This is a genomic window from Rickettsia slovaca 13-B (genome assembly GCF_000237845.1).
In the GTDB taxonomy this organism is placed as follows: Bacteria; Pseudomonadota; Alphaproteobacteria; order Rickettsiales; family Rickettsiaceae; genus Rickettsia; species Rickettsia rickettsii.
Window position 1 is genome coordinate 434,906 of sequence record NC_016639.1, and the last position, 26,056, is coordinate 460,961.

Consider the following 26,056-nt stretch of genomic DNA (forward strand, 5'->3'; position numbering starts at 1 on the left):
AAGTATACTCGTTTAATTTGGAAAATTGGCTACGTCGTTTTGGTAAGTCCTCGGATGCGCACGTATTAATATACGCTCCGCTCCTCGGCTTACAGACTCCTTGCTCTTTTCCAAATTAAACTTCGTCTATTCGTCTACTTAACAGTAATTCTAATAGTACTTAATTAACAACTTAATATCAATAAATTTTATATTATGTCAGATAATTTATCCTTACACGGTACAACAATACTTTGTTTAAAAAAGAACGAAGAAATAATTATAGCAGCAGATGGACAAGTCTCGCATGGTAATACCGTACTAAAATCTACAGCACGAAAACTTCGGACTATAGCAAATAATAAAATTATTGCCGGTTTTGCGGGTTCTACGGCTGACGGTCTTGCGTTATTTGAAAAGCTTGCAGTAAAGATAGAGCAACATAAGCATAATTTACTTAGAAGTGCAGTTGAGCTTGCAAAAGATTGGCGTAGCGATAAATATTTGAGACGTTTGGAAGCAATGATGATTGTTGCTGATCGTAGTCATATATTAATTTTAACCGGTAACGGTGATGTCGTAGAGCCTGAAAATAATGTTGCAGCAATAGGTTCAGGCGGTTTATTTGCACTATCTGCCGCTCGCGCTCTAATGTCTTACGAGAATAATTTAACTGCTGAAGAAATTGCTTTAAAATCTATGAATATAGCTGCAGATTTGTGTGTATTTTCTAATCATAATATTATAATGGAAAAAGTTGTATGAAAGCTACTAAAACTACTTATAAAAAAGACCCTATGGGGCTTACCCCTTCTCAAATAGTGAATGAACTTAATAGATTTATCGTAGGTCAAGAAAAGGCCAAAAAAGCTGTTGCTATTGCACTTAGAAATCGTTGTCGTCGTAAAAGAGTAGAAGGTAATTTACATAATGAAATAGTACCGAAAAATATTTTAATGATTGGTTCAACCGGTGTCGGGAAAACGGAAATAGCAAGACGCCTTGCAAAGCTGACTAATTCTCCTTTCTATAAAATTGAAGCAACTAAATTTACCGAAGTCGGATATGTAGGGCGTGATGTAGAATCAATAATTCGTGATTTAGTCGAAATAGCCGTTAATACTGAAAAAACTTTAGCAAAAACGAAAGTAGATATTCATGCCCGTGAAAAAGCGATCGAGAGAATATTAGATAGTTTAGTAGGTAAAACTTCTAGTAGTGAGACTAGAGAAAAGTTCAAAGAAAAAATTTTAAACGGCGAACTTGATGATACGGAAATTGAAATTAGCGTAGCTGATACTACACCTGTCGGCGGTGGAAGTTTTGAAATACCGGGTATGCCGGGAGCATCTATGGGCGTTCTTAATCTTGGCGATATGATTGGACGAGCCCTTGGCAGTAGTAAGACTAAAACAAAAAAAATGCTAGTTAAAGATGCTATGGCTATTATTATACCTGAAGAATCAGAAAAATTAATAGACCAAGAAAAAATTATTCAGCAAGCTATAAATTTAGCTGAAAATGACGGTATAGTTTTTATTGACGAAATTGATAAAATAGCTTCAACTGGTAGTTCCGGAGCAAAAAATGCCGAAATAAGTAGAGAGGGAGTGCAAAGAGATTTGCTACCTTTGATAGAGGGCACGACGGTTAATACTAAATATGGACCGGTTAAAACCGATCATATATTATTTATTGCTTCCGGTGCTTTTCATATTGCTAAACCTTCTGATTTATTACCGGAGTTACAAGGAAGGTTACCGATTAGAGTAGAATTAAATTCGCTTACCAAAGATGATATGATTAAAATATTGCTTGAGCCTGAAACTAGTTTAATAAAACAATATTCGGCGTTAATAGGTACTGAAGACGTACGTCTTGAATTTGCTGCTTCTGCTATTGAGAAGATAGCGGATTATGCGATCACCGTTAATTTAGAAGTCGAAGATATAGGGGCTAGAAGGCTGCATACTATACTTGAGAATTTGCTTGAGGATATAAGCTTTGAAGCTAGCGAAATGAAAGGCAAAAAAATAACTATCGATGATAAATTCGTAGAAAATCAATTATCAAAAATAATAACTAATCTCGACTTAGCTAAGTTTGTTCTATAGTACGTTTTTCAATCAATGGTTAAGGTAAGATTGTTATTTTTCATCATTACGAGGCAATTACGTCAGTAATTGACCAAGCAATCTCAGGAGTTTGTTATTATTTCATGAGATTGTCACGCAGCCTATGTCTGCTCGCAATGACGATTTAGTAGTATCCATGCAATAACATCTACAACCTAGCAAAATAGTATTTTAAGAAAAATTTCATGATAAGGCATATAGCAAGTATAACGTGTTAAAGCAGTGTTATCTTCTATAGGGCTTGCACTACATACTAAAAAGATTTTAATAAATTTAGTTCTGGCAGATTTAGTAAAAGAAGGAAGCCACTTCGATCTTGCGATTGCTTGTGCCTTACCGCAATGAATATTTTATCTGAACTTGAAATTGCGGAATATTTGATAATAGGAGAGCTATCATTAGACGGTTCAAGCTTACCGGTAAGTGGAGCTTTACCTGCAGCGATTGGGGCTTCTGTTAGAGGTAAAGGTCTTATTTGTTCAAGTAAAAACAGCTCGGAAGTTGCTTGGTCGGGTAATGATAATATACTTGTTGCAGGTAATTTAATTGAACTAGTAAATCATTTTAAGGTTCACAAGTTTTAACTCCTCCGGAAGCTAAGCTACAAGATGAGCCGATAAATTATCCCGATTTTAAAGATATAAAAGGTCAAAAAATTGCTAAACAAGCTTTAGAAATTGCAGCATCAGGTGGCATAACCTTTTAATGTTTGGTCCTCCCGGAACCGGTAAATCAAGACTTGCTGCCTGTCTTCCCAGTATACTACCTAAAATGTCTACAAAAGAAATTTTAGAATGTAGTACGATTACAAGTATTGCAGGAAAATTTTTAGACGGTAAACTTACCAAAGCAAGGCCGTGTAGAACTCCACATTATTCATGCTCATTGGCCGCTATGGTCGGTGGCGGTGTCGGAAAAAAAGTAAAGCCTGGGGAAATTACGCTAGCTCATAACGGAGTATTATTTTGAGATGAACTACCTGAATTTCCACAGCATGTTATTGATGCATGAAGAAAGCCTATTGAAAACGGTGAAATACTAATCTCACGATCAAATGCTCATATAAAATATCTGGCAAATTTCCAGTTAATAGCAGCTATGAATCCTTGTAAATGCGGTTATTGAGGCGATTCTTATAAAGAATGTATGAAAGCTCCAAAATGTGCTAGCGACTATCAAATGAAAGTATCGGGACCTATTATGGATAGATTTGATTTGCATATAGAAGTATCTAGTATTAATGTTTATAATTATGACTTGATTGTAGATAACTCTGAGGAAGAATCTGAATATATAGCTGCAAGAGTTGAGAAAGTACGTTTAATTCAAGAAAAGAGATATGAGGGCTATAATATTAAAACAAATAACAGATTAGATGGGCAGTTATTAATAGATTATGCTATGCCTGCGGATGAAGGTAAAGATTTACTGAATGAAGCGGCAAATAAATTTTGTTTATCAATGCGTGCTTATAACCGAATACTTAGAGTAGCACGCACGATTGCTGATCTTAAGAATGTTGATAAGGTCTTGAAAGTGCATATTGCAGAAGCTTTGAGTTACCGTAAAATGGAATTTGATAATATGTATACGAAGATCAACTTCAAAAATGCTACGTCGTCCTACAAGAGCTTCGGTACTCACGTATTAAGTATACTCTGCGTTCCTCGCCTTGTGGACTCCTTGCTCTTTTTGAAGTTGATCTTCGTATACTGTCTTCATTTTTTGCAATATATTTAAGATGATTTAAGGATAAAAGATATGAGTACTATAATCAGTTTTGATTACGCTATAAAATATTTATTAAAAGATAAAGGGGATTATGAAATAGTCGAGGGATTTATTTCGGCTATTCTTAAAGATGCTGGTTATAGTGCTGTTAAAATAAAAGCCCCTTACTAGAAAGTGGCAGTAATAAAGAAAATGATAGCTTAAAATCTAGCGTAGCAGATGTCATTGTGGAAGATGAAGAAGGGCATAAATATATAGTAAATAGATAAATCCTATACAAATCTTTTTATGCATAAAGCTTGTTTTAATTCTAGTAGATTAATAGTTGATAGTATTTCTAAGAGCGAGGATTATTCTACTATAAAAAAATATTTCATATTAATTTATTGTATTTTCCTTTTGATAATATGAAAGCACCTTTATATCACGGTAAGACTATTTTTAGAAAAGTTGATAAAAAACACCCTATGAAATTTTCTTTGGGAGATATGAGAGGTAAAATATTTGATTTATATAATGTATTTCCAGAATATGTTGTAATATCAGTACCATTATTTAATGATGTTATAAGAGATGAATTGGATGAATGGCTATATGTAGTAAAACATTCTGAAGTTAAGAAAGATTTTAAATCACCATATATGAAGAAAGTAGCAAAACGTCTTGATATACTGAAGATGACTCCTAAAGAGCAAATAATTTATCATGCCTATATGAATAAAAGCTATAAAGAGCGTGATTATATAGTTTCTGCTGAAGAAAAAGGTAGAGAACAAGGTATGGCAAAAGGAATAGAGTAGGGGAGGAAAAAAGTAAACAAGAAGGTGAAGTTACAAAAAGTATAAAAATAGCAACAAAGATGTTAATGAAAAAAAACTCGATAGAAAAAATACATGAGATTACTGAAGTATCTATAAAAGAAATAGAGCGATTACAAACAGAAATTGAGAACCTTAAAAAATAACTATCTTTAATGACAAAAATTTACTTTATAGCTGGTGAGGTGTCAGGAGACTTTGTAGGTGGTCGTATAATGCAGCATTTAAAAAACAATACAGGAGTACAACTCAATTCACCTGTATCAAGTTTTGTGAATGACGCTGTACAGTTTGTTGGTGTTGGCGGCAAATATATGGAGGAAGCCGGTAGCTTTAAAAGCTTATTTCCTATTACTTCCATAAATTTAATGGGTTTTGTAGAAATTTTGCCTCATATTTTTAAGCTTAAAAAATTAATTGATAAAACTGTGGAGGATATAATAAATAGTAAAGCTGATTTATTAATTACCATAGATTCACCAGGGTTTACTTATCGTGTGGCAAAGCGAGTAAGGAAACTTTTACCAAAGCTGAAAATGATTCATATCGTTGCACCGTCAGTTTGGGCATATAAAGAGGGTAGGGCAGTAAAATACGCTAAAATTTATGATTGTTTATTTGCTTTACTACCGTTTGAACCTCCATATTTTACTAAAGTCGGTCTTGATTGTAGATATATAGGTCATCCGATTATGGAGCAAGAGTTTTATAGTGATAAAATAGCTTTACGTGAAGAGTTTAAAATAGATGAGAATGAGAGAGTTTTGTGTGTTACTCTTGGTAGTAGAAAGGGTGAGATTCTAAGGCATTTATCGGTTTTTGTTTCTTCTATTGAAGAAATATTCAAGAGTTGTGATAATCTTAAAGTTATATTTACTCTTGCAAATCCTGCTCATGAGGCAATAATAAAACCGTTTCTAGAAGATGTTAAGTTTAATTATTTATTTTCAAGTGAGAGACTTAAAACTTATGCTGTTGCGGATGTAGCTTTAGCAAAATCCGGTACTAATACTTTAGAGATAGCAGCTTCCGGTACTCCTATGATTGTGGCTTATAAAGTTAATCTTATAAGCTTTTTTATTATCAGGCTATTGATAAAAATAAAATATGTTACGTTGATAAATATTATAGCCGATAAAGAAATAATTCCGGAATTTATCCAATTTAATTGCCGAGCTAATCTTATTAGTAATAAGCTTCAAGAGTTATTATTTAATTCTAAGAAAGCTTATGAGCAGGTAATAGAAAGCCAAAAAATTTTGCAGCAATTAGGATTTAAATCAAACCGATTACAGCTAAATTCAGAAAGTTTTAGACACGATGAATTTAAAGGCAAGCTAGCTAGGTGTACAAAAGTACGTGAACACAGGCTTAGCTTGGAAAATTCGCTTGTATCAAGTGATCGAGATGACGCTGTACCTTCTTATATAGCTGCAGCAATTATTAAACAGGAGTTCTTAGAACCTAAAATAAAGTTGTTAAAAGAGAAAGATTAGTACTTGAAACCGGTGGTCCACAACATTTTCTGAATTATAATAAACATTAATATTAATATAATAACAAAATATATTTCCATGTTTTTTCTTATAGTATTAATTTGTTTCATTAAAATTTTTAAATCATTGGAAATTTTTTTGTATTCCTCATTGTTATCAGAACGCATTGTTGTCAAGAAACCGGATAAGTTTCCTAACTTATTTTGTAAAGCTTTTAACCTTGCAGTCTGTTCTTCGTGTTTTAGATCGGTATTGTGATCTTGTATCATAATATATAATGCCCATTATAAGATCAGTATTAACGCCGGTATAGTAATATGCACTATGAATAAAGATGTATATTTTTTGTTTGTAATAAAAATTCTAACTTTTCATTTTACAGGAGTATACTATTGTTATAGTAAATTGGTTTGCGTTATTAATTTGTTGCTCATTAGTTATCTCATTTTAATTACCAAATATTAAAACTATTGATTGATTTAGCACAAACTATATAATTTAAATTTAGCAAAAAGTTAGTTTTACTATATGTTATTTCAAATGTCAAGAAAAAAACCACATTTCATGGTAATTATTTTATCAATATTTCTAAGCCTTATAAAATAATAGTTATTATGTTAAACAACCTATTAAAAACTAAACTTTTTTTAGTTATAGTATCTCTAACTATATTTATTACTTTGCTAAATTTTAGTATATTTTATATTTTTGTGCCGGGTGATCTTACTCAAAATAAAACGATAATTATTGAACCTAAATTATCCGTAAATCAAATAGTTACAAAACTTTATTCTAATGAAGTAATCAAATATCCAAGAATTTTTAAGGTAATTGCTAAAATTTATTCTATAAAAAGACCTCTTAAAAGTGGTGAATATGTGTTTACTCGTAATATATCGCCTCTGCAAACTTTAAGAATATTAGCAAGCGGTAAATCTATAATACACAAGATAATTGTCCCGGAAGGTACGGTAGTTAGTGAGGTTATAAAGAAAATTAATGAAGAAAGTCGATTACTTGGAGAAATAAAAGGGATAATACCTGAAGGTTTTTTAATGCCTTCCACGTATTTTTTTTCTTACGGTGATCAAAAAGAGCAGATAATTGATCACATGAGAAATTTAATGTCTGCTAATTTAGATAAAGTAATGCAAAATCTTGCACCGGATTCTCCATTAAAAACTAGACTTGAGGTATTAACGCTAGCTTCGATAATTGAAAAAGAAGCCGGCTCAAATGCAGAAAAGCCTATTATAGCAGCAGTATTCATTAATCGTTTAAAGAAAAATATGAAGCTACAAGCCGATTCGACTACTATATATGCTTTGACTGAAGGAAAATTTAAATTAGCAAGAGCTTTAACAAAAAAAGATTTATTGCAAGAACTACCCTATAATACTTATTATATAAAAGGTTTACCACCCGGTCCGATTTCTTGTCCGTCGTTAAAATCTTTAGAAGCAGTGGTAAAATCTGCTAAAACGGATGCATTATTTTTTGTAGTTGACGGTAAAGGCGGGCATAATTTTTCTAACAATCTTAATGATCATAATAGATTTGTTGAAACTTATCGAAAAAGTTTGATTAAAGTACCTGAGCCGGCAATTGATCCTGAAAAACCATCTACTCGATGAACTTCAAAATTGGCTGCGTCGTCTTATAAGAGCTGTGGTGCTTATGTATTAAGTATACGCTCCGCTCCTTGCCTTATAGACTCCTTACTCTTTTTGAAGTTGATTTGCGTATATTTTTATCTACTTAAGGGATGTTATCATGAATAATATGAATAATAGTGAATTTAGTAAAATAGCCGAGACAACAATTGCATATATAGCAGAAAAGATAGAAGAGCAGGATAAAGAAGCAAGTATAGATGTAGATTTACAAGGCGATATATTAAACCTTGATACTGATAAAGGGGTATATGTAATAAATAAACAAAGTGCCGCCAAAGAAATTTGGTTGTCGTCGCCGGTTAGCGGTCCTTATCATTTTTTTTATGAACAAGGCGAATGGACAAATAGAGCAGGGCTTGAATTAATGGCTATTTTAACTGAAGAACTTAATATTAAATTTGATACTCGCCCCACTTGAAAAATTAGCAACAATGTCTTTGTAAGACCTCGGATGCTGAACGTTTAATATACGCTCCGCTCCTCGGCTGACAGACCGATTACTCTTTTCCAAGTTAAACTTCGTATCACTACTCTTCATTTTACTTCGGAGTATATATGAAAGATTTTGAAACTGCCGATAGTGCCGAAAAAGTTTATGATTTAATAATAAAAAATGCTCCTACTCGTGCATCTATATTCATTGATGTTGACGATACGCTTATAACTCCTAAATCAAAAACTTTTAAGCAGCCGCCTTATAATCAAATAATTGATAGAATTAAGGAAAATAAAAGTAGTTATGACAATTATGAGGAAATTATCAGTAATTGGCGTTTGCAGCGAAAAGTAATATTAATTGATGAAGAGTGGGTAGAAGTTATAAACAAGCTCAAGGAAAAGTTTTCGGTTTATGGTCTTACACAAATGAATACGGGAGCATTCGGCAATATTCCTTCTATGCAAGATTGGCGATATAAAGAACTAAAAGAGCTGGGTATCGAATTTTCAGATAATGAAAAATTAGCAATTTATAATTCAGGACAAAAGGATGATGCTATTTTTTATAAAGGTATATTTATAACCGGTAATCACTCAAAAAGTGGTACTTTATCAAAATTTTCTGAAGAGCTAAATGCTAGTTTTATTGTATTTGTTGATGATCGTGCGAAGCATATTGAAGATGTAGGAGATTATTGTAAAAAGAATAAAATAGGTTTTTTAGACATTTTATTTAACGGGCTTAAAAATTTAACAGGCGAACCTGATCCTACACTTGCCGAATTTTAAGAATCATATTTAATAGAAAACGCTAAATGGCTTGAAGACATAGAAGCTTATGGGCTAATGGTCAGGAAGTAATAATTAAATAGAATACATGCATACATAGATATCGTCATTGCGAGCAGCCATATAGGCGGTGTGGCAATCCATAAAAAATAATAAAAATTCTGTAAATCAGAATTCTAATTTCAAATCTAGTATCCGCAAATACTTATAGGCAGATACATTACAAAATAACACCTTTGTCTAATACGTCTGTTTCAGCTATCAAAGTTGAGACGGAAATAATCGGCAATATGAGTGGTGAGGTTGTTTTAGATTTACCCTATGCATGGACAAATGCCTACATATTACAAGCAAATCAAAAATGTTAAGCTAGAATATCCTATTGGAAAATTACAGTTTAGAAATCAAGACTCGAATAAAGCTATGTTAAATACGGGAAAAATCAATATTATTCGTTTAAGCTACGCAATATATCAAAAAACCGGTAATCCTTGTGATATCCACGAAGCAATAATTAGACAAAATTTAATTCATTCACCGGGTTATGGGCTTTTTGCTACTCCCGGTGATCTAAATGGAAATGATATAGTAGCGTTTAACATTGAATGGAATAATATTCCTGATAGTTGGGAAACAATATCAGATTATGGTCTTGGTAAAAGCGTGAAATTTAAAGCTATGCCGATTGAATTATATAGTGCAGTTTATGCAGCGGGTGATTTACGTGTTTACAAAATTGTCGATCAAAAAAATCCTGTATATCTTTCGTTACATGGTCAATTTGATTTTAAAGATTAAGAAATAGCTGCTTATATAAATAAAATTATCAAGGGACAAAGAACATTTTTCCATGATAATGATTTTCCTTATTATCTACTAAGCTTAATCGAGGGGAATCAACCTAGACATATAGGCAGAACGGGCTTAACTCATAGTTTTACTGCATTTATTCCTCAAGGTTTGGACAAACAGGATTATATAACGTTACTTGCTCATGAACATCTACATAATTGGACAGGGAAGAAAATACGTAATAACTTAGAACGATTAAATTATTGGTGGAGTGAGGGATTTACCGATTATTATAGCAGGGTTTTAGCCTTACGTTCTAGTGTTATAACGCTTGAGGAATTTGTAGAAGAATTTAATAAATTCTTTGAGAATTATTATTTATCACCTGTTATAAATGAACATAATAATTTAATCGAAACAGATTATTGGCAAGATTATGCAGTACAAAGATTGCCATATTATCGTGGATTTGTTTTGGCACTTTATTTGGACAATTTCATTAAAGAGAATAATAAGAGTAAATCGCTGGATAATGTTATGCTTGATTTATTTAAAACCTCAAAAGAACAAGAATTTTCAAGCGATTATTTTAAAACAATAGTTAAAAATTATGTTCCAAAGGGCATAGATAAAGAGATAAACGAATATATAGAACAAGGTAAAACTATAGATTTAGCTAATGTTGCTAAAGTGCTGCCGATCGAGAAAATAACAATGTGGGCATATGATCGTGGTTTTGATAGAGATGCTTTAATAAATAATTATACAATAAAAGATATTGACGAAAATAGTAACGCTTATAAATCTGGACTTAGAAACAGGGACATAGTTATAAAATATGATTTTCCTAAATGGGGTTCTCCTGATCAGATAGTTACAAGCAACACAATTAAAGGCGAGTTTCAATTTAGACCTGAAAGTGCTAATAAAAAAGATATATACGGGTTCAAGCCTACTTTGTCTAAAGAAGATAAGCTAAAAATCAAAAAGTTTTTTAACAGCTAAAACTTCTTTTTATCTTAAAGTATTATTAATTTTTTAATTATTTATTAATAATATCCATTAACACAACAACATTTAAGTTATAATTGCGTCACGATTTAATTTTAAGGGGAAAAATCATGACAAAAAACTATACGGGGCCACAAATAAATAGCGGAAACGTCAATTACAATAATAATGATTGTAAAAACTTCAAAAAAAACATCTAGTTACTTTGACAGTGCTACAATTCATTTTCAAAATGCTACCAAAGCTGCGACAGATTTCACAATGTATGTGCTACCTTAGCAACGGAACATGCTATTAATGTGATAGAAAACGGTGCAAAAACTGTATGTTCCGTTCAGGGTTGTGTTTCTGATGTGAACAACTCTAATTATTCTGTTGTATCTACATTTGCTCAAGCAACTGTAGCAAGCCTTGCAACTTTTGCTTATTACAATCCTCCGGTTTTTATCGGTGCTTTTACATTAGGAGCAATTTTAATTTCGCTGTCCGATTAATAAAAAATACAGTAAAAGCAGGACTAACTGCAGGATATGTAGCTTATGAAACTGTGGGAAGGTTTAGTAGCAGGAACAGCAGGTATACTTTCTCTTATTGCCGATAATATTTACGGTGATACCGCAAAGCTTGCCGGTGCTATTAATACTCACATGATAGAGTATTATAATTAAAATATTGTCATACTCAATTGTCATTGCGAGGAGTTGCATGGTTTCTATGTCATTCCCGCGAAAGCAGGAATCTAGTAAAACATATAAAAACTTGTTTTTATATGTTTATTTTACCAAATATATAATTTTTGTACCAATAAGATTATTTTTACTGGATCCCCGCTTTCGCGGGAATGACATAGAGAGTCACGCACTAGTTAAACGCTTTATTATCTCTTCTCTATCAATCAAAGGTAAAACGCTTGCGATTTCCGGTCCTGATTCTCTGGCGGTTAAAGCAAGGCGAAGAGGTAAAAATAACTCCTTACCTTTCCTGCCTGTTATATTTGTTATTTCTTTAGTCCAAATGCTCCAGCTATCTTTAGTGATTTCACCTTTCGGTAATAATTCTGCTGCTTGCTTTAAGTATTCCTTATCTAAATTTAGATTTTCTACATTCGGAGTTTGATGGCAAATTTCCCACCAATCTTTTACATCACGTAATTTTTGCAAGTTAGGGCTTACCGATAACCAAAAATTTTCATCAATATACTCGGCATCTATTTCTTTAAGGCGTTCTTTTACTGTATCAAAATCTAAACTTATAAGTAATTTATGATTTAATCTTTCTAAATCTTCCGGCTGATAGATAGTTGGACTTTTAGAGAAACTACTTATCTCAAATTGATTTGCTAGCTTCTCCATTGATTTATAAGGCAAGATTTGTGCTGATGAACCAAGTAAACTAAAAAAGCTAGCGATTGCCATAGCTTCGATTCCGATTTCTTTTCTAAGAGTTGCGATCTCAAACCCTCCAACTCTTTTAGAAATTTTCTCATCTTTATTGATTATTAAACTTAAATGCCCAAAAGTCGGAGGAGTAGTATTTAAAGCCTCAAACATTTGCATTTGAATGGCGGTATTGCTAACGTGATCTTCACCCCTAATAATATGAGTAATATCATAATCAATATCATCAATAACTGAGCATAACATATAGGTCATACTACCGTCTGCTCTTATCACTATTGGGTCGCTTAAAGCCTTGCCGTCATATTTAACTTCGCCTTTGATCATATCATGCCAGCTAATCGGTTCATGATTTACCAAAAATCTATAATGCGGTTTTCTTCCTTGTTCTATATATTTCTTTGCTTGCTCTTCAGTTAGATTTAAGCTAGCTCGATCATAAATCGGTGGTAAACCTTTAGATAATTGAAATTTACGCTTTAATTCTAGCTCTTCAGGAGTCTCATAGCAGGCATATAATCTTTTTTTGTCTAGTAATAGATTTTTGATTGCATCATATCTACTTAAACGACTTAATTGATTAAATGTCTGATCCCAATTAATATTTAAAAATTTTAGATCTTCCTCGATAGCGTCTTTATATTCCTGTTTACTACGCTCTAGATCCGTATCGTCAAATCTTAAAATAAACTGTCCGTTATGCTTCTTTGCATATAGCCAGTTAAGCAATGCTGCCCTGATATTCCCGACATGTAACATACCGGTCGGTGACGGAGCAAATCGTGTTATAACTTTTGTCATAAATAAGTAATTTTATTAATTGTCATCCCGTGGCTTGACCACGGGATCTTGTATCACAGCCTGTGTCCTGAGACCCCGTGATCAAGTCACGGGGTGACACTAAACCATTTACGCCTGTTTCTTCTCTAATTTCGCTTTATTCTCTTCAATTAGCTTCATCGCATCATCTAAGCTTAAATTTAGAAAATCATATTTTTTTTGCACCGAAATAAATTGACCCATATATTTTATGTAAGGACCGAATTTACCGTATCCTATCATAATTTCCTCGTCGCTATCTTTATGAATACCTATTTTTAGCGGTAAGCTTAGAAGCTTTAATGCTATATCAAGTGTAATATCATTTTGGTTCAAGCTAGCAGGCACGGGGCTACGTTTCGGCTTTACTTTGCCTTCTTGTTTGCCAAGTTGAATATAAGGTCCGTAAGGTCCTTTTTTCAGATATATTTCTACTCCGTCTTTATCCGTACCTAAAACTTTATTCTCACTAGGCATAGCGGCAGGCTCGCCTTCATTCTCGTTGTTATCGTTACCGCTAACAATAGATTTTCTAAAAGTACATTCAGGGTAATTACTACATGCTAAAAACGCTCCGAACTTACCAAGCTTTAAGCTAAGCTCGCCCGTGTTACATGAAGGACAAATTTTAGATTCTTTATTCTCACCGAACAGGTGATAATCAAGGGCTTTTTGTACATAGCTAATAATCTCGGTTATTTTCTGCTCGTTTACTGATTCAATATTATGGTTAAAACCGCTCCAAAAATTATTTAAAGCAGCTTTCCATTCAAGTTTGCCGGCTGCTATTGCGTCTAATTCGTTTTCAAGTCCTGCAGTAAAATCATATTCAACGTATTTTTTGAAGAAACCGACTAAAAATACCGTTACCAAACGTCCAAGCTCTTCAGGTATAAATCGTTTTTTCTCAAGAGCAACATATTTTCGATCTTGTAAGACCGATAAAATACTAGCATAGGTCGAAGGACGACCGATCCCAAGCTCTTCAAGTTTTTTCACTAAACTTGCTTCTGAATATCTTGGAGGCGGTTCGGTAAAATGTTGATTTGGAATAACTTCTTTAGTTTTCAGCGGCTCTTGTTCTTTTAAAGGCGGCAGCATTTTATTTTCTTCTTCAGCTTCATCGTCCATACTTTCACGATAAACCTTATAAAATCCGTCAAAGGCTATAGTCGATCCGTTTGCTTTTGCCAAATATTCTTTATTTTCCGAAGCTAAATTTGCAACTACCAAATCCATTATAACATTTTCCATTTGGCAGGCTATAGTTCTTTTCCAAATCAACTCATAAAGCTTATAATAATCCTTGTCTAGCTTTTCTTTTAAGCTATCAGGAGTATAAGTAATATTTGTGGGTCTTATTGCTTCATGAGCTTCTTGAGCATTTTTTATTTTGGATTTATAAATTCTAGGGCTAGTCGGTAAATATTTATCGCCGTAACTTTTATCGATTAACTTACGTATATCTGCTATTGCATCATTTGATAATGTAACGCCGTCGGTTCTCATATAAGTAATAAGCCCTATAGTTTCCTTACCTATATCAACACCCTCATAAAGTTTTTGTGCTATTTGCATAGTCTTTTTAGCACTAAAACCTAATTTTCTTGCTGCTTCTTGTTGTAGTGATGAAGTAATAAAAGGAGGTTGTGGTTGACGTTTTTGTTGTTTTTTTTCTATCTTATCGACATGAAATTTTTGAGATTTTAATTTTTTGGTTAAATCTTTGGCGTTTTTTTCGTTAATAATTGAGAATTTTTCTAACTTCTGATCGTTTACGTGAGTCAATTTAGCAGTAAATAGTTCGTTATTACTATTTTGCATTTTAAGGCTAATATCCCAATATTCTTCTGACTTAAAACGCTCTATTTCATCTTCTCGCTCACATATTAATCGCAGAGCCACGGACTGCACACGTCCTGCCGATTTACATCCCGGTAACTTACGCCATAAAAGAGGTGAAAGGGTAAAGCCGACTAAATAGTCTAAAGCTCTTCTTGCTTGTTGGGCATTTACTAAGTTAGTGTCAAGTTTCCTAGGGTTTTCAACGGCATGAATAATTGCTTTTTTAGTGATTTCGTTAAATGCTACCCTTTTGAAAAAATCATCGGATTTAACTTGATTCTTTTCTTTTATTACCTCTGCAACATGCCATGAGATAGATTCACCCTCACGATCAGGATCGGTTGCAAGATATACTGCATCAGCTTTTTTAGCATCTTTAACTATGGCATCTACATATTTACCGGCTTTATCGGAAATATCATATTTCATTGCAAAATTTTCATCAGGTAACACCGAGCCTTTTTTAGAAGGTAAATCTCTAATATGACCGAATGATGCAATGACCTTAAACTCATCACCTAAATATTTATTTATCGTTTTTGCCTTTGCCGGCGATTCTACTATTACTAATTTCATCTACTTATTATAAACTAATGATATTTTATTACCGGCGTGACTCATTACTGTCCCGGCGAGTTCTAATTCTAATATTACCGTATATATGATAGGAAGCGGTAATTCTATTTCTTTTTGTAAATATTCCAAGTCTATTATGGGTACTGCCGATAATAATTCCAATATAGCAAGCAGTACGCTCCTTTTGTGACGGTTCTTTAACATATCTCGTATTTACTGTTCCTAGCTCAACAAAATCCTTAAATAATCCATCATCTTTTTTCATAAATTCTTCATATTGCGGTAAATTAGCTACAATATCGTCTACTGATTCCACTAAATATGCTCCCTCTCTAATCAATTTATTTGTACCTTGACATTTTGGATCTAAAGGAAAGCCGGGAACAGCAAATATTTCCCTATTTTGTTCAAGTGCAAATTTTGCAGTTATTAATGAACCGGATTTTAAGCTTGCTTCTACTACCACTACTCCTAAGGCTAGTCCCGATATTATCCTGTTACGCTGTGGAAAATGTTTTCCAAGCGGGGTAAAGCCGATAGGTAACTCATAATATTAAACCTTCTTCTGCTAAATTTTCAAATAGTTTTTTATTTTCCGGTGGATATATATGATCAATACCGCCTGCAATAACTCCGATAGTTTGAGAAATTGCAGCTTGATGTACGCTGCTATCTATTCCTCGTGCTAACCCTGAAACGGTTATATAACCTTCTTTTACTAAATCATTTGCAATTTTATGCGCAAAGCTTCTTCCGTTTGCAGTAGCGTTTTTGTACCTACTATTGCAACGCATTTATATAGTATGATTTAATAACTCTATATTATTATAGCTTAATATTAGCAGTGGATCATAAATTTCAAGTAATAATTTTGATATTCCGGAGATTTATATGTGATGATCTTAGCATTGTCTTTTTCGAGAAGCTCTAACTCTTTTTCAGCATCGCTTTTACTGAAAAATTTAATTGGTTTTGACTTTCCGCCTCGCAATGAAAAATCCGGAACGTTATCTATGGCAGTTGCTACATCACCAAATAATTTAATTAAACTAAAGAAAGTTTTAGGACCGATATTTCACTCCTAATAAGACGTAAAATATTAATTGTTTCAATATTATAAGATATTTTAGGAGCAGAAAATAATTCTTTATTTAGGGTTATTTGATATTGCGTTAGTGCTGTATGTCATTCCTGCCTAGGCGGGAATCCAGTCAAGCATATAAAAATTTGTGTTTTTATATGTTTATTTTGTTAAATATGTAATTGTTTATCAATGTTAAGGTTATTTGTTGCTGGATTCCCGCTTTCGCGGGATATGACATCGAACCATGCAACAACACTAGACAAGCCACGGTAGGACAGTTTTCCACTTTAATAACACAGTAGTAATATATTACAGCTTCTCTGCATGTGAGCTTAAATAATGTGCTATACCTTCATGTGATGGGGTAATTGCTTCCTCACCTTTATGCCAGCCGGCAGGACAAACTTCGCCGTGCTTTTGATGATGAGTTAAAGCATCGATTACTTTTAATGTATAATTAATATCACGACCGATAGGTAAGTCGTTAACTAGCATGTGACGTACTATGAAATCCTTATCGATTAAAAAAGTTCCACGCAAAGCAACACCGTCTTCATTAAGTACATTATATTTTGAAGAAATATCCTTTTTTATATCGGAAACCATTGGGAATTGTACTTGTCCAAGCCCGCCTTTATTATGCGGAGTATTTTTCCAAGCTAAATGGCTAAAATGAGAATCAACACTAACAGCTACTACTTTAGTACGTCTTTCGGTAAATTCACCAAGCTTATTGTGAAATGCTATAATTTCCGATGGACAAACAAAAGTAAAATCTAGGGGATAGAAAAATAACACTATATTATCCCCTGCAGCATAATTGCTAAGTTTAAACTTATCGTCTATATTATTATTAGGCATAATAGCTTTAGCTGTAAAATCCGGAGCAGTTTTGCCGACAAATACTGACATATTCATAACCTTTTATTAATTAATAATCTGATATGATATATAAAACTAATTATTATTACAATAATAAATCGTTATAAATTGTTACTTATCTATTTTCGTTCCCGAAGAAGAAGCTTTTAATTGGTTAAATATAGTTAATGCTTCGGTTATAAAACTACTCGGTTCTGAAAGATTTGCAGGTAAAATTACGGTGTTGGTATCTTTAGCCAAATTACCGAACGCACTAATATATTGCTCGGCTATTTTAAGAGCTACTGCATCACTTCCTCCCGTTTTTTGTACGGCAGTTGCGACAATCTCAATACTATTTGCCGTAGCGGTAGCGACTAAGCCTATTGCTTCAGCTTCACCTTTTGCCCTGTTAACTTGATCTGTATAAGAAGCTTCTGAATTCAGTACGATTTGTGCTTTTTCACCTTCTGCATGATTAATTTTTGCTTGTCTATTACCTTCCGACTCTAGAATTTGAGCTCTTTTTTGACGTTCTGCCGCTACCTGCAATTCCATAGCTTTAAGTATAGTTTGCGGAGGTTGAATATCTTTAATTTCATAACGCATACATTGTATGCCCCAATTTATAGCAGCCTGATTAATAGCTGCTACAATTGCTACGTTTAAAGTTTCGCGCTCTTCAAAAGTTCTATCTAAAGGGAGTTTACCGATTTCCGAACGCATAGTAGTTTGAGCAAGCTGTGTTATGGCATAGTAAGGATTATTAACACCATAAGATGCTGCCATTGGATCAATGATCTTAACATATAAAACACCGTCTATAGATAATGTTACGTTATCGTTTGAAATAGCTGTTTGAGCGGTAACGTCTATTGCTTCTTCTTTTAAAGTATGTTTGTATGCTACTCTCTGAATAACAGGGATGAGTAAATTTAAGCCAGGCTGCAGTACCTTATCGAATTTTCCAAGTTTTTCTACTACCCATGCTTGTTGTTGCGGTACAACTTTAACCATTTGTATTATAACTAAAATCGCTATAATACTGAAAATTAATAATGCATATTCCATAATTCAATACCTTTTTTTATTTCCACTCTATATTATTTTTAATTATAAAAAAAGGATTTAAGTTAAACGGTACTTAATTATATATTTTTTTTATCATTAAAATGGGTTTTAATTACTTTGAGTAAAGAAAGAATGCTTGAATATTCTTCAAGTTGTTCATTTACATTTTTTATCTCATTTAAAGCGCTATTAAAATCTTTCTGCAATAAATACGTTTCAGCAGCTTTATTTTGTTCTAGTGTTTTAAGTAAAATACTTTGTAAAAATCTATAATAATAGTCGTCTAGTTTAGGTATATCAGACATAATAATAAATCATATAATTATATTTATATATAAATTTTTTAATAATTCAATAATTTTTAACTAGATTTACATATACTTAAGTCTTTATCTATTATGTCGGACTCTATATTTAAACAGTTAAGGATTGAATGAAATACATAATCATGGCTAATTTCGGTATTAGCATAATTTTTAATTGAAGATACTGATTTAGGATATTTGGCTTGAAAATCATCTGATACCCAAACTATAAGAGGTACGGTTATTTGTTCTGCAAGTAGTGGACCGCCGTGACCGTAATAACCATTTTCTCCGAGGGACTCGCCGTGATCAGATACATATAATAAAAATGCATTTTTATCTTTAAGCAAATCTATTAAATTATATAAAAAAAAATCGGTATATAAAATAGAGTTATCATAACTGTTAACTAAAGCAAGCTTATCGCAATCACTTGCATCTCCCTTAACCTTAATAGGACAGGTAGGGGTAAAATACTCAAACTCTTTTGGATATCTCGCATTATAGTTCCAATGGCTGCCGGAAGTGTGAACTACTAAAAATTGTTTCTCTGAGTTTGTTAGTATTTCTTTTATAAAAGGCAATATTTTTTCATCATGATCATTTAAAGAAAATAGGGCAGAGCCGCCCGGTACTATAGTAAAATTAACGTCATTATATATATTACTGAGGTCAAAATTTGCAAAACTCCTCATTAAAGTTTGAGTACCGATCCAGGTAGTATTAAAGCCAAGATTTGTTAAAATTGATAAAAAGCTGTTCTCTTGTCTACTATTTTCAATTTGACTTGCAGGATAACGTGAAAGTAACGACGGTACGGAAAGATAGGTAAGGTTAGAAGAAGATTTAGCTTTGAAAGAAATTAGGTTTTGAGTAGTCTTTAAGTAAGGAGTCGTATCTCTTTCATAACCGTTAATACCGAAATGATCAAATCTTGCTGATTCTCCTATAACTAAAACACCGATAATATCTTTATCTGACTTATCTATAAAGTTATATTGTTTGCTAATATCTATACATGCATAATTTTTTTCACCGAAATTTCCGGCAAAATTAAGGTAGCTATTATGTAAATACTGAGTGGGAAAATAATTTTTTAGTATCTTAAATGAAGGAGTAATAATGTTATATACAAAAATAAGTAAGCAAGCGGTAGATAATAGTTTTGTTACGAATGATTTAGAATTTTCGGCGGCAAAAGATTTGAGAGTATAAAAACAGATAAAAAGGCAAAAAATTATCCATATTATTAACTTAATGCTGGTTAATTCATAAACTTCGTTTAAATCCGTTGAGAAAAAACTACCTATTACTTGTTTAGTAGGATTGATTTTGAAGAAATAAATGTAATAACTAGCAATAGCGGATGTTATAAATAAAAACCCCACGCCGATTTTTAACACTAATCTATGTACGCTAAGACCGAAAAATGCTATAAAAGAAAATATATAAATATAGCAAAAATCTTTTGATAACTCTAATATCCCTCTAAAGATTGTTGCTTTATAATAATCAAATTTATAAATCAATATTGCGGTATTAAATAATAAACAATAAATAAAGGCTAAAATCGCCGATAATTTAATTAATTTCGTATCTAAATGTTTCTGAATAGTTTTTAGCATAAATAATAATTAATAAAGTAATTTTTATAACTATCATGATCATAAAAAATCTTCAAGAATTTTATCGGCTTTTAATACCAAATGCTCCGCTTATCGCTATTGATTACGGAAGCAAAAAATTAGGAATCGCATTATCTAATCAAGAACGTAGTATTGCTATGCCCTTAAATACTATAGCCGAGATAAATAAAAAAATTGTTATTACTTCCTTGCTTAATATCCTCGAGAAATATAAAGTTTGCGGTGTTATAATAGGTCTACCGATTGATATGAGCGGAGCAGTAACGGAGCAAACAAATATAGTGATGAAATTTGCTGAAGAGCTAGCAAAATCTATAAACTTGCCTATATATTTACAAGATGAAAGATTAACTACCAAAGCTGCAAATAATTTGCTTAAATCGTTTGGAGTGAAAAGAAAAGACCGTAATAATAACGATGATGCAGTAGCTGCTAGTATGATTCTTGAAACCGTGCTTGATTCTATAAAAAATATTTAATTAGGAAAGAATTGAGGAGTTGTTGTATGGATCGAAAAACCTACTCAATGTCATCCCCGCGAAAGCGGGGATCCAGCAAAATAACTTCAATATTGATATAGAAGTGGCATATTTGACAAAATAAACCTATAAAAACAAGTTTTTATAGGTTTTACTGGATGCCCGCCTACGCGTGAATGACATAAAACGGTCCATGCAACAAAGTCAAGAATAAATTACCTCCTATTTCACTGGGACAAATTTTACTAGCAGAATTTATGGAACCTATGGGGATTAGTCAAAGCAAACTTGCTCGTGATATTGATGTACCCGTTACTAGGATCAATAATAGAATTAAGCATCATCGTTCAATTGCCGCTGATACAGCCCTTCGTTTGGGTAAGTATTTTAATATTAATCCTCGTTGGGAATATGCAAGACCAATATGATTTAGAGCTTGCAGAAGATGAAGGTTGGAAAATTACAGAAGATAGAATAAGAACCTTTTCTATGGCAAGTTAATTATTTATAACTCAATATTGTTACGCACTCAAAACATTATTGTAAAGATATATTATTTATGATAGAACCGATTCGGTAAAAATAAATAAAATATACTATGAAAATATTAATTTTAGGTGTTACCGGTATGCTAGGTAATAGCATATTCAGGTTTTTAAGTAGTGATAAAAAATTTGACATTTTTGCGACAGCCCGAAATAATTCAGCTCGTTCTTACTTTTCTAAGGATTTATCCGATAAATTAATTACAAATGTAGATGTTGAGAACCATGATGTGTTAGTTGAGGTATTTAATCAAACAAAACCCGATATAGTAATAAATTGTATAGGGCTTGTAAAACAATTGGCAGATGCTAATGACCCGTTAAAAGCATTACCGATAAATAGTTTGCTGCCTCATAGGCTAGCTAATTTATGTAAACTAGCTAATTCAAGGTTAATCCATATTAGTACTGATTGTGTGTTTTCAGGAAAAAAAGGTAATTATAAGGAAAGCGATTTTTCTGACTGTTATGACCTTTACGGTCGTTCAAAATTTCTTGGTGAGGTAGATTATCCGCATGCTATCACATTGCGTACTTCCATTATAGGTCATGAGCTAGCAGGCAATAGAAGCTTAATCAATTGGTTTTTAAGTGCAGAAGGTTCAGTGAAAGGGTTTGAGAAAGCTATTTATTCAGGATTCCCGACAGTAGAGCTTGCAAGAATAATAAGGGATTTTGTGTTACCTAATAAAGAGTTGCACGGGCTTTATCATGTTGCCTCAAAACCAATTAATAAGTTAGAATTGTTAAAATTAGTAGCAGAAATATATAATAAAGACATCGATATTATTTCATCAGATGAGCTTGTAGTAGATCGCTCACTAGATAGCACTCGTTTTAATGAGGTGACGGGATATACGCCTCCTGAATGGCGTGAACTTGTAAAGCGTATGTGTGAGTTTAAGTAAATTGTCATTGCGAATATAGGCTTGTACACGGAATCCAGCATAAAGTGAGATAAATCGAGCTTTTTATGTTTGTATTTTTTATAACTGGACCCTGTGGACAAGTCACAGGATGACTACCTTAGAGTGTTTCTCGATTGACACAATGACAGAATGAATAATAACAAAATAGGTATTTATATATAATGTTTGTAGATAAAACTTTAATGATTACAGGAGGCACCGGTTCGTTTGGTAATGCAGTGCTTTCTCGTTTTCTTAAATCCGGTATTATTAACGATATTAAGGAAATTCGTATTTTCAGTAGAGATGAAAAAAAGCAAGAGGATATGCGTATTGCTTTAAATAATCCGAAACTTAAATTCTATATCGGGGACGTACGCAATTATAAAAGTATTGATGAGGCAATGCATGGTGTAGATTATGTATTCCATGCCGCTGCTTTAAAGCAGGTTCCGACTTGTGAATTTTATCCTATGGAAGCAATAAATACTAACGTCTTAGGTGCTGAAAATGTTTTAAGTGCTGCTATTAATAACAAAGTTACAAAAGTTATTGTACTGAGTACCGATAAGGCTGTATATCCAATTAATGCAATGGGATTATCTAAAGCATTAATGGAAAAGTTAGCAATAGCAAAAGCACGTATGCGTTCTCCAGGTGAGACTGTGCTGTGCGTTACTAGATACGGTAACGTTATGGCTTCTAGAGGTTCGGTCATTCCTCTTTTTATCAATCAAATAAAACAAGGTAAGGAATTAACAATTACAGAACCGTCAATGACACGTTTTTTAATGTCGCTTGTAGATTCGGTGGATTTAGTTTTATATGCATTTGAGCATGGTCATCAGGGTGATATTTTCGTACAAAAATCTCCGGCAAGCACAATTGAAGTACTCGCAAAAGCGTTACAAGATATATTCGATAGTAAAAATGAAATACGTTTTATCGGTACACGTCACGGCGAAAAACATTACGAATCATTAGTATCATCAGAAGAAATGGCAAAAGCTGATGATTTAAGGGATTATTACCGTATTCCTATGGACGGGCGCGATCTTAATTATGCAAAATATTTTGTTGAAGGTGAAAAGAAAGTAGCACTTTTAGAGGATTACACTTCCCATAACACAAAACGTTTAAATTTAGAAGAAGTAAAAGAGTTATTACTGACTCTTGATTACGTACAAGAGGAGCTAAAAAATGCTTAAGGTAATGACGATTGTTGGTACTCGTCCTGAACTTATTAAACTATGCTGCGTGATTTCTGAGTTTGATAAATATACTCATCACATCCTAGTGCACACCGGTCAAAATTATGCATATGAATTACATCAGGTTTTTTTTGATGATATGGGAATTAGAAAACCCGATTATTTCTTAGAAGTAGCAGCAGATAATACGGCAAAATCTATCGGGCTTATTATCGAAAAAGTTGATGCAGTACTTGAGAAAGAAAAGCCCGACGCCGTTTTATTTTACGGTGATACTAATTCATGTTTATCGGCAATTGCCGCTAAACGCCGTAAAATTCCGATTTTTCATATGGAAGCGGGAAATCGTTGTTTTGATCAGCGTGTACCTGAAGAAATAAACCGTAAAATCATTGATCATATTAGTGACGTTAACATTACGTTAACCGAGCATGCAAGACGTTATTTAATTTTTGAAGGTTTACCGCCTGAGCTTATTTTTAAATCAGGTTCGCATATGCCTGAGGTCCTTGATCGCTTTATGTCTAAAATATTAAAGTCTGATATTTTAGATAAATTGTCACTTACCACAAAGCAATATTTCTTAATTAGCTCACATCGTGAGGAAAATGTTGATGTCAAAAATAATCTGAAAGAATTATTAAGTAGTTTACAAACGCTTATTAAAGAGTATAATTTTCCTGTAATCTTCTCAACACACCCAAGGACTAAAAAAAGGCTTGAGGATTTAGAGGAGTTTAAAGAACTTGGCGATAAAATAAGATTTTTGCCAGCCTTCGGGTTTACGGACTACGTCAAACTTCAGATGAATGCATTTTGTATTTTATCCGATAGCGGTACTATCACTGAAGAGGCATCTATACTTAATTTACCTGCTTTAAATATTCGAGAAGCACATGAACGTCCTGAAGGTATGGACGCCGGAACGCTTATTATGTCGGGTTTTAAGGCTGAACGGGTACTACAATCGGTGAAAGCTATTACGGAAGAACACGAGAATAATAAACGCTTGCAAGAGATCGTGCCGGATTATGCAGAAGCAGGACTTGTATCAAAGAAAATATTACGTATAGTTTTAAGTTATGTGGATTATGTTAACCATACAGTATGGTTTAAAAAGTAATCCTATTCATTATTATCATATCAAAAACATGAAATTTTTTAAATTAATAAAACTTAACACTTTATTTTTAAGTGTTTTTTTACTAATAACTCTTATATCTTCTTTTTGCTATTCCAAAGAAAATTCTTATAAAAAAATAGTTTTCCTTGTTAGTACAGAGACATTCGGCGGCAAAGGCGTATACGCAATGTATAATGAGATGAAAAAAATAGGTCATGATGTCAAAATTGTAATAGTACCTCATCCTCATCCCAATATTCAAGGAGGAATAGATGCCGGGTTTATTAGTAAATTTGATGCACAAGATGTGATATATCCATGCGGTAAGTATGCTTCTTATTCAAATGTTAATACAAAATGTGAAATTTCTGAACTAAAAAATTATCAGCCGGATTTTATCTTTACGCAAAATCCTTACGAAAATTTTCAAGGCTATATATCAGAACCTTTTACGGCTGCTAATTTGTATAAGAGCTTTAGAGGAACTAAAACAAAAATTATGTATATAGTCTATGGTCCGCATATCTTTCATCAAAAAAATATTGATGATGATAAGTTATCAAGTTGCATAGAGACGGTATTTGTTGATTCAGAAAGTACAAAGGATATCTTTATTAGTAATTATAAATTTCCTAAGGATAGAGTTATTGTTTCAGGTTATCAACCATACTATGAAGTAAGAAATTATAATATTAAAGAAAAACCAAACTCGGAAACCATTTTATGGCTTCCTAGATGGGAATTATCATTTAAAAATAGAGATTTATATGAAGGAGGTTCTACTTTCTTAAATTATCACTATTTTTTCTATAATTATGCATTACAACATCCTAATATTCATTTTATTATAAGACCGCATGTTACACTATTTACCTATGCAGTCGGTAAAAATTACTTAAGCCAAAGTGATATGGATAATATATTAAGTAGATTTAACTCTTTAAAGAATGTTACTGTTTCTGCACATGCATTCAGGTCGTTACTGGATGATATAATGGTGTCAGATATTGTAATAAGTGACGGTACTTCATCTCTTGCTGAAGTAGTAGTTGCCGATAAGCCTATAATTTACTTAAGTAATGGTTGGAATAATGAATTTAATAGCAATGCTCTATCTAAAGAATTAAAAAAATATATGTATTTTGCTTATGAGCCGCAAGATATTATTAACTATATAGAATTTATTAAGCAAAATCATTATTTACCTTATTATGAAAATAGTAGTGGCAGAAATCAATTTAAAAAGATGCTTGATCCTGTAGAAAACCCTGCTGCATTTATCGCCGAATATTTATTAAAATTATAATAGTTTAAATAATTT

The 26,056-nt window shown here is 32.6% G+C and carries 32 protein-coding genes and 4 pseudogenes; 24 read left to right on the forward strand and 12 right to left on the reverse strand.

From position 1 onward, the window contains the following. Positions 1-12: 12 nt before the first annotated feature. Positions 13-114: a palindromic element RPE5 domain-containing protein gene (locus RSL_RS07515; RefSeq protein WP_014419766.1), complete on the reverse strand. Its 102-nt coding sequence runs from the start codon at positions 112-114 to the stop codon at positions 13-15. Between the two features lie 81 nt (positions 115-195). Here RSL_RS07515 and hslV point away from each other — a divergent pair, with 81 nt between their 5' ends. The 10 genes and pseudogenes from hslV to lpxB all read left to right on the forward strand — a co-directional run bounded on the left by hslV (position 196) and on the right by lpxB (position 6,159). Further along, entirely contained in the window at positions 196-744 is a 549-nt protein-coding gene (hslV, locus tag RSL_RS02240) for an ATP-dependent protease subunit HslV (RefSeq protein ID WP_004996101.1), read from the forward strand. Beyond that, the gene (hslU, locus tag RSL_RS02245) at positions 741-2,093 is read left to right on the forward strand and encodes an ATP-dependent protease ATPase subunit HslU (protein ID WP_014273362.1); all 1,353 of its coding nucleotides are present in this window, start codon (positions 741-743) and stop codon (positions 2,091-2,093) included. The genes hslV and hslU overlap by 4 nt, the downstream gene beginning before the upstream one ends. Before the next feature lie 243 nt (positions 2,094-2,336). Continuing rightward, complete coding sequence (locus RSL_RS09825; RefSeq protein WP_231287738.1) at positions 2,337-2,459, forward strand: magnesium chelatase domain-containing protein; 123 nt, start codon at positions 2,337-2,339, stop codon at positions 2,457-2,459. Further along, complete coding sequence (locus RSL_RS09830; RefSeq protein ID WP_231287740.1) at positions 2,456-2,698, forward strand: hypothetical protein; 243 nt, start codon at positions 2,456-2,458, stop codon at positions 2,696-2,698. The genes RSL_RS09825 and RSL_RS09830 overlap by 4 nt, the downstream gene beginning before the upstream one ends. 121 nt (positions 2,699-2,819) lie before the next feature. After that, positions 2,820-3,296, forward strand: a pseudogene (locus RSL_RS10970) (ATP-binding protein); the annotation flags it as partial. Between the two features lie 18 nt (positions 3,297-3,314). Beyond that, on the forward strand, positions 3,315-3,854 hold the full coding sequence (locus RSL_RS10975) for a magnesium chelatase subunit ChlI family protein (protein ID WP_231287773.1): 540 nt from the start codon (positions 3,315-3,317) through the stop codon (positions 3,852-3,854). Positions 3,855-3,875: 21 nt separating this feature from the next. Continuing rightward, the gene (locus RSL_RS09280) at positions 3,876-4,016 is read left to right on the forward strand and encodes a hypothetical protein (protein ID WP_014273363.1); all 141 of its coding nucleotides are present in this window, start codon (positions 3,876-3,878) and stop codon (positions 4,014-4,016) included. A gap of 56 nt (positions 4,017-4,072) precedes the next feature. Beyond that, positions 4,073-4,256: pseudogene (locus tag RSL_RS07525) on the forward strand (hypothetical protein). After that, a pseudogene (locus RSL_RS02265) lies at positions 4,232-4,809 on the forward strand (hypothetical protein). Before RSL_RS07525 ends, RSL_RS02265 begins: the two co-directional pseudogenes overlap by 25 nt. A 9-nt stretch (positions 4,810-4,818) precedes the next feature. Further along, positions 4,819-6,159, forward strand: coding sequence for a lipid-A-disaccharide synthase (gene lpxB / locus RSL_RS02275; RefSeq protein ID WP_014419767.1), 1,341 nt, complete (start codon positions 4,819-4,821; stop codon positions 6,157-6,159). Here the strand turns inward: lpxB and RSL_RS02280 are convergent. Further along, positions 6,156-6,428, reverse strand: coding sequence for a hypothetical protein (locus RSL_RS02280; protein WP_014273365.1), 273 nt, complete (start codon positions 6,426-6,428; stop codon positions 6,156-6,158). The two genes, lpxB and RSL_RS02280, sit on opposite strands and share 4 nt — an antisense overlap. Positions 6,429-6,773: 345 nt before the next feature. On the opposite strand from RSL_RS02280, the gene mltG reads away from it, so the two are divergent. The 7 genes from mltG to RSL_RS10420 all read left to right on the forward strand — a co-directional run bounded on the left by mltG (position 6,774) and on the right by RSL_RS10420 (position 11,533). After that, the gene (gene mltG / locus RSL_RS02285; protein ID WP_010977088.1) at positions 6,774-7,793 is read left to right on the forward strand and encodes an endolytic transglycosylase MltG; all 1,020 of its coding nucleotides are present in this window, start codon (positions 6,774-6,776) and stop codon (positions 7,791-7,793) included. A gap of 148 nt (positions 7,794-7,941) precedes the next feature. Further along, complete coding sequence (gene cyaY, locus RSL_RS02290; RefSeq protein WP_010977089.1) at positions 7,942-8,253, forward strand: iron donor protein CyaY; 312 nt, start codon at positions 7,942-7,944, stop codon at positions 8,251-8,253. A gap of 137 nt (positions 8,254-8,390) precedes the next feature. Beyond that, positions 8,391-9,062: a DUF2608 domain-containing protein gene (locus RSL_RS02295; protein WP_014273367.1), complete on the forward strand. Its 672-nt coding sequence runs from the start codon at positions 8,391-8,393 to the stop codon at positions 9,060-9,062. Positions 9,063-9,383: 321 nt separating this feature from the next. Beyond that, positions 9,384-9,860 carry a hypothetical protein gene (locus tag RSL_RS02300; RefSeq protein ID WP_014419768.1) on the forward strand — a complete coding sequence of 159 codons (477 nt, stop codon included), beginning with the start codon at positions 9,384-9,386 and terminating at the stop codon, positions 9,858-9,860. Positions 9,861-10,022: 162 nt separating this feature from the next. Continuing rightward, positions 10,023-10,859 carry a M61 family metallopeptidase gene (locus RSL_RS02305; protein ID WP_014273368.1) on the forward strand — a complete coding sequence of 279 codons (837 nt, stop codon included), beginning with the start codon at positions 10,023-10,025 and terminating at the stop codon, positions 10,857-10,859. A 305-nt stretch (positions 10,860-11,164) separates the two neighbouring features. Further along, a complete protein-coding gene (locus RSL_RS02310; protein ID WP_014419769.1) occupies positions 11,165-11,359 on the forward strand; it encodes a hypothetical protein in 195 nt (64 codons plus the stop codon). Between the two features lie 45 nt (positions 11,360-11,404). After that, positions 11,405-11,533, forward strand: coding sequence for a hypothetical protein (locus RSL_RS10420; protein ID WP_014419770.1), 129 nt, complete (start codon positions 11,405-11,407; stop codon positions 11,531-11,533). Positions 11,534-11,719: 186 nt separating this feature from the next. Here the strand turns inward: RSL_RS10420 and gltX are convergent, their stop codons facing one another. The 10 genes and pseudogenes from gltX to RSL_RS02355 form a co-directional block, all read right to left on the reverse strand. After that, complete coding sequence (gltX, locus tag RSL_RS02315; protein WP_012150650.1) at positions 11,720-13,063, reverse strand: glutamate--tRNA ligase; 1,344 nt, start codon at positions 13,061-13,063, stop codon at positions 11,720-11,722. 108 nt (positions 13,064-13,171) lie between these two features. Beyond that, positions 13,172-15,502, reverse strand: coding sequence for a type I DNA topoisomerase (topA, locus tag RSL_RS02320; protein ID WP_014273369.1), 2,331 nt, complete (start codon positions 15,500-15,502; stop codon positions 13,172-13,174). Next, a complete protein-coding gene (locus RSL_RS09840) occupies positions 15,503-15,706 on the reverse strand; it encodes a DprA-like winged helix domain-containing protein (protein WP_231287748.1) in 204 nt (67 codons plus the stop codon). Between the two features lie 166 nt (positions 15,707-15,872). Continuing rightward, positions 15,873-16,040: pseudogene (locus RSL_RS10425) on the reverse strand (DNA-processing protein DprA); the annotation flags it as partial. Positions 16,041-16,047: 7 nt separating this feature from the next. Next, positions 16,048-16,296: a DNA-processing protein DprA gene (locus RSL_RS10430; protein ID WP_014419772.1), complete on the reverse strand. Its 249-nt coding sequence runs from the start codon at positions 16,294-16,296 to the stop codon at positions 16,048-16,050. 44 nt (positions 16,297-16,340) lie between these two features. Then, complete coding sequence (locus RSL_RS10635) at positions 16,341-16,574, reverse strand: DNA processing protein DprA (RefSeq protein WP_324602859.1); 234 nt, start codon at positions 16,572-16,574, stop codon at positions 16,341-16,343. A 321-nt stretch (positions 16,575-16,895) separates the two neighbouring features. Continuing rightward, positions 16,896-17,498 (reverse strand): peroxiredoxin, encoded by a 603-nt coding sequence (locus RSL_RS02340; protein ID WP_012150652.1) that lies wholly within the window; start codon positions 17,496-17,498, stop codon positions 16,896-16,898. 81 nt (positions 17,499-17,579) lie between these two features. Next, entirely contained in the window at positions 17,580-18,518 is a 939-nt protein-coding gene (locus RSL_RS02345; protein WP_004996064.1) for an SPFH domain-containing protein, read from the reverse strand. 77 nt (positions 18,519-18,595) lie between these two features. Then, a complete protein-coding gene (locus RSL_RS02350; RefSeq protein ID WP_014273371.1) occupies positions 18,596-18,823 on the reverse strand; it encodes a hypothetical protein in 228 nt (75 codons plus the stop codon). 56 nt (positions 18,824-18,879) lie between these two features. Continuing rightward, positions 18,880-20,448 (reverse strand): phosphoethanolamine transferase, encoded by a 1,569-nt coding sequence (locus RSL_RS02355; RefSeq protein WP_014273372.1) that lies wholly within the window; start codon positions 20,446-20,448, stop codon positions 18,880-18,882. A gap of 35 nt (positions 20,449-20,483) precedes the next feature. Here RSL_RS02355 and ruvX point away from each other — a divergent pair, with 35 nt between their 5' ends. From ruvX to RSL_RS02390, 7 genes are all read left to right on the forward strand, one after another. After that, positions 20,484-20,948 carry a Holliday junction resolvase RuvX gene (ruvX, locus tag RSL_RS02360; protein ID WP_014273373.1) on the forward strand — a complete coding sequence of 155 codons (465 nt, stop codon included), beginning with the start codon at positions 20,484-20,486 and terminating at the stop codon, positions 20,946-20,948. Between the two features lie 266 nt (positions 20,949-21,214). Beyond that, positions 21,215-21,376: a helix-turn-helix transcriptional regulator gene (locus RSL_RS09850; protein WP_041472147.1), complete on the forward strand. Its 162-nt coding sequence runs from the start codon at positions 21,215-21,217 to the stop codon at positions 21,374-21,376. Continuing rightward, a complete protein-coding gene (locus tag RSL_RS09855; RefSeq protein ID WP_012150658.1) occupies positions 21,360-21,449 on the forward strand; it encodes a hypothetical protein in 90 nt (29 codons plus the stop codon). The genes RSL_RS09850 and RSL_RS09855 overlap by 17 nt, the downstream gene beginning before the upstream one ends. Positions 21,450-21,546: 97 nt before the next feature. Beyond that, complete coding sequence (locus tag RSL_RS02375; protein WP_014273375.1) at positions 21,547-22,401, forward strand: dTDP-4-dehydrorhamnose reductase family protein; 855 nt, start codon at positions 21,547-21,549, stop codon at positions 22,399-22,401. 182 nt (positions 22,402-22,583) lie between these two features. Continuing rightward, positions 22,584-23,609 carry a UDP-glucose 4-epimerase gene (capD, locus tag RSL_RS02380; RefSeq protein WP_014273376.1) on the forward strand — a complete coding sequence of 342 codons (1,026 nt, stop codon included), beginning with the start codon at positions 22,584-22,586 and terminating at the stop codon, positions 23,607-23,609. Beyond that, the gene (gene wecB / locus RSL_RS02385) at positions 23,602-24,735 is read left to right on the forward strand and encodes a non-hydrolyzing UDP-N-acetylglucosamine 2-epimerase (RefSeq protein WP_010977102.1); all 1,134 of its coding nucleotides are present in this window, start codon (positions 23,602-23,604) and stop codon (positions 24,733-24,735) included. Before capD ends, wecB begins: the two co-directional genes overlap by 8 nt. Continuing rightward, positions 24,695-26,041, forward strand: a complete 1,347-nt coding sequence (locus tag RSL_RS02390; RefSeq protein WP_041472078.1) for a hypothetical protein — start codon at positions 24,695-24,697, stop codon at positions 26,039-26,041. The genes wecB and RSL_RS02390 overlap by 41 nt, the downstream gene beginning before the upstream one ends. Positions 26,042-26,056: the final 15 nt, after the last annotated feature.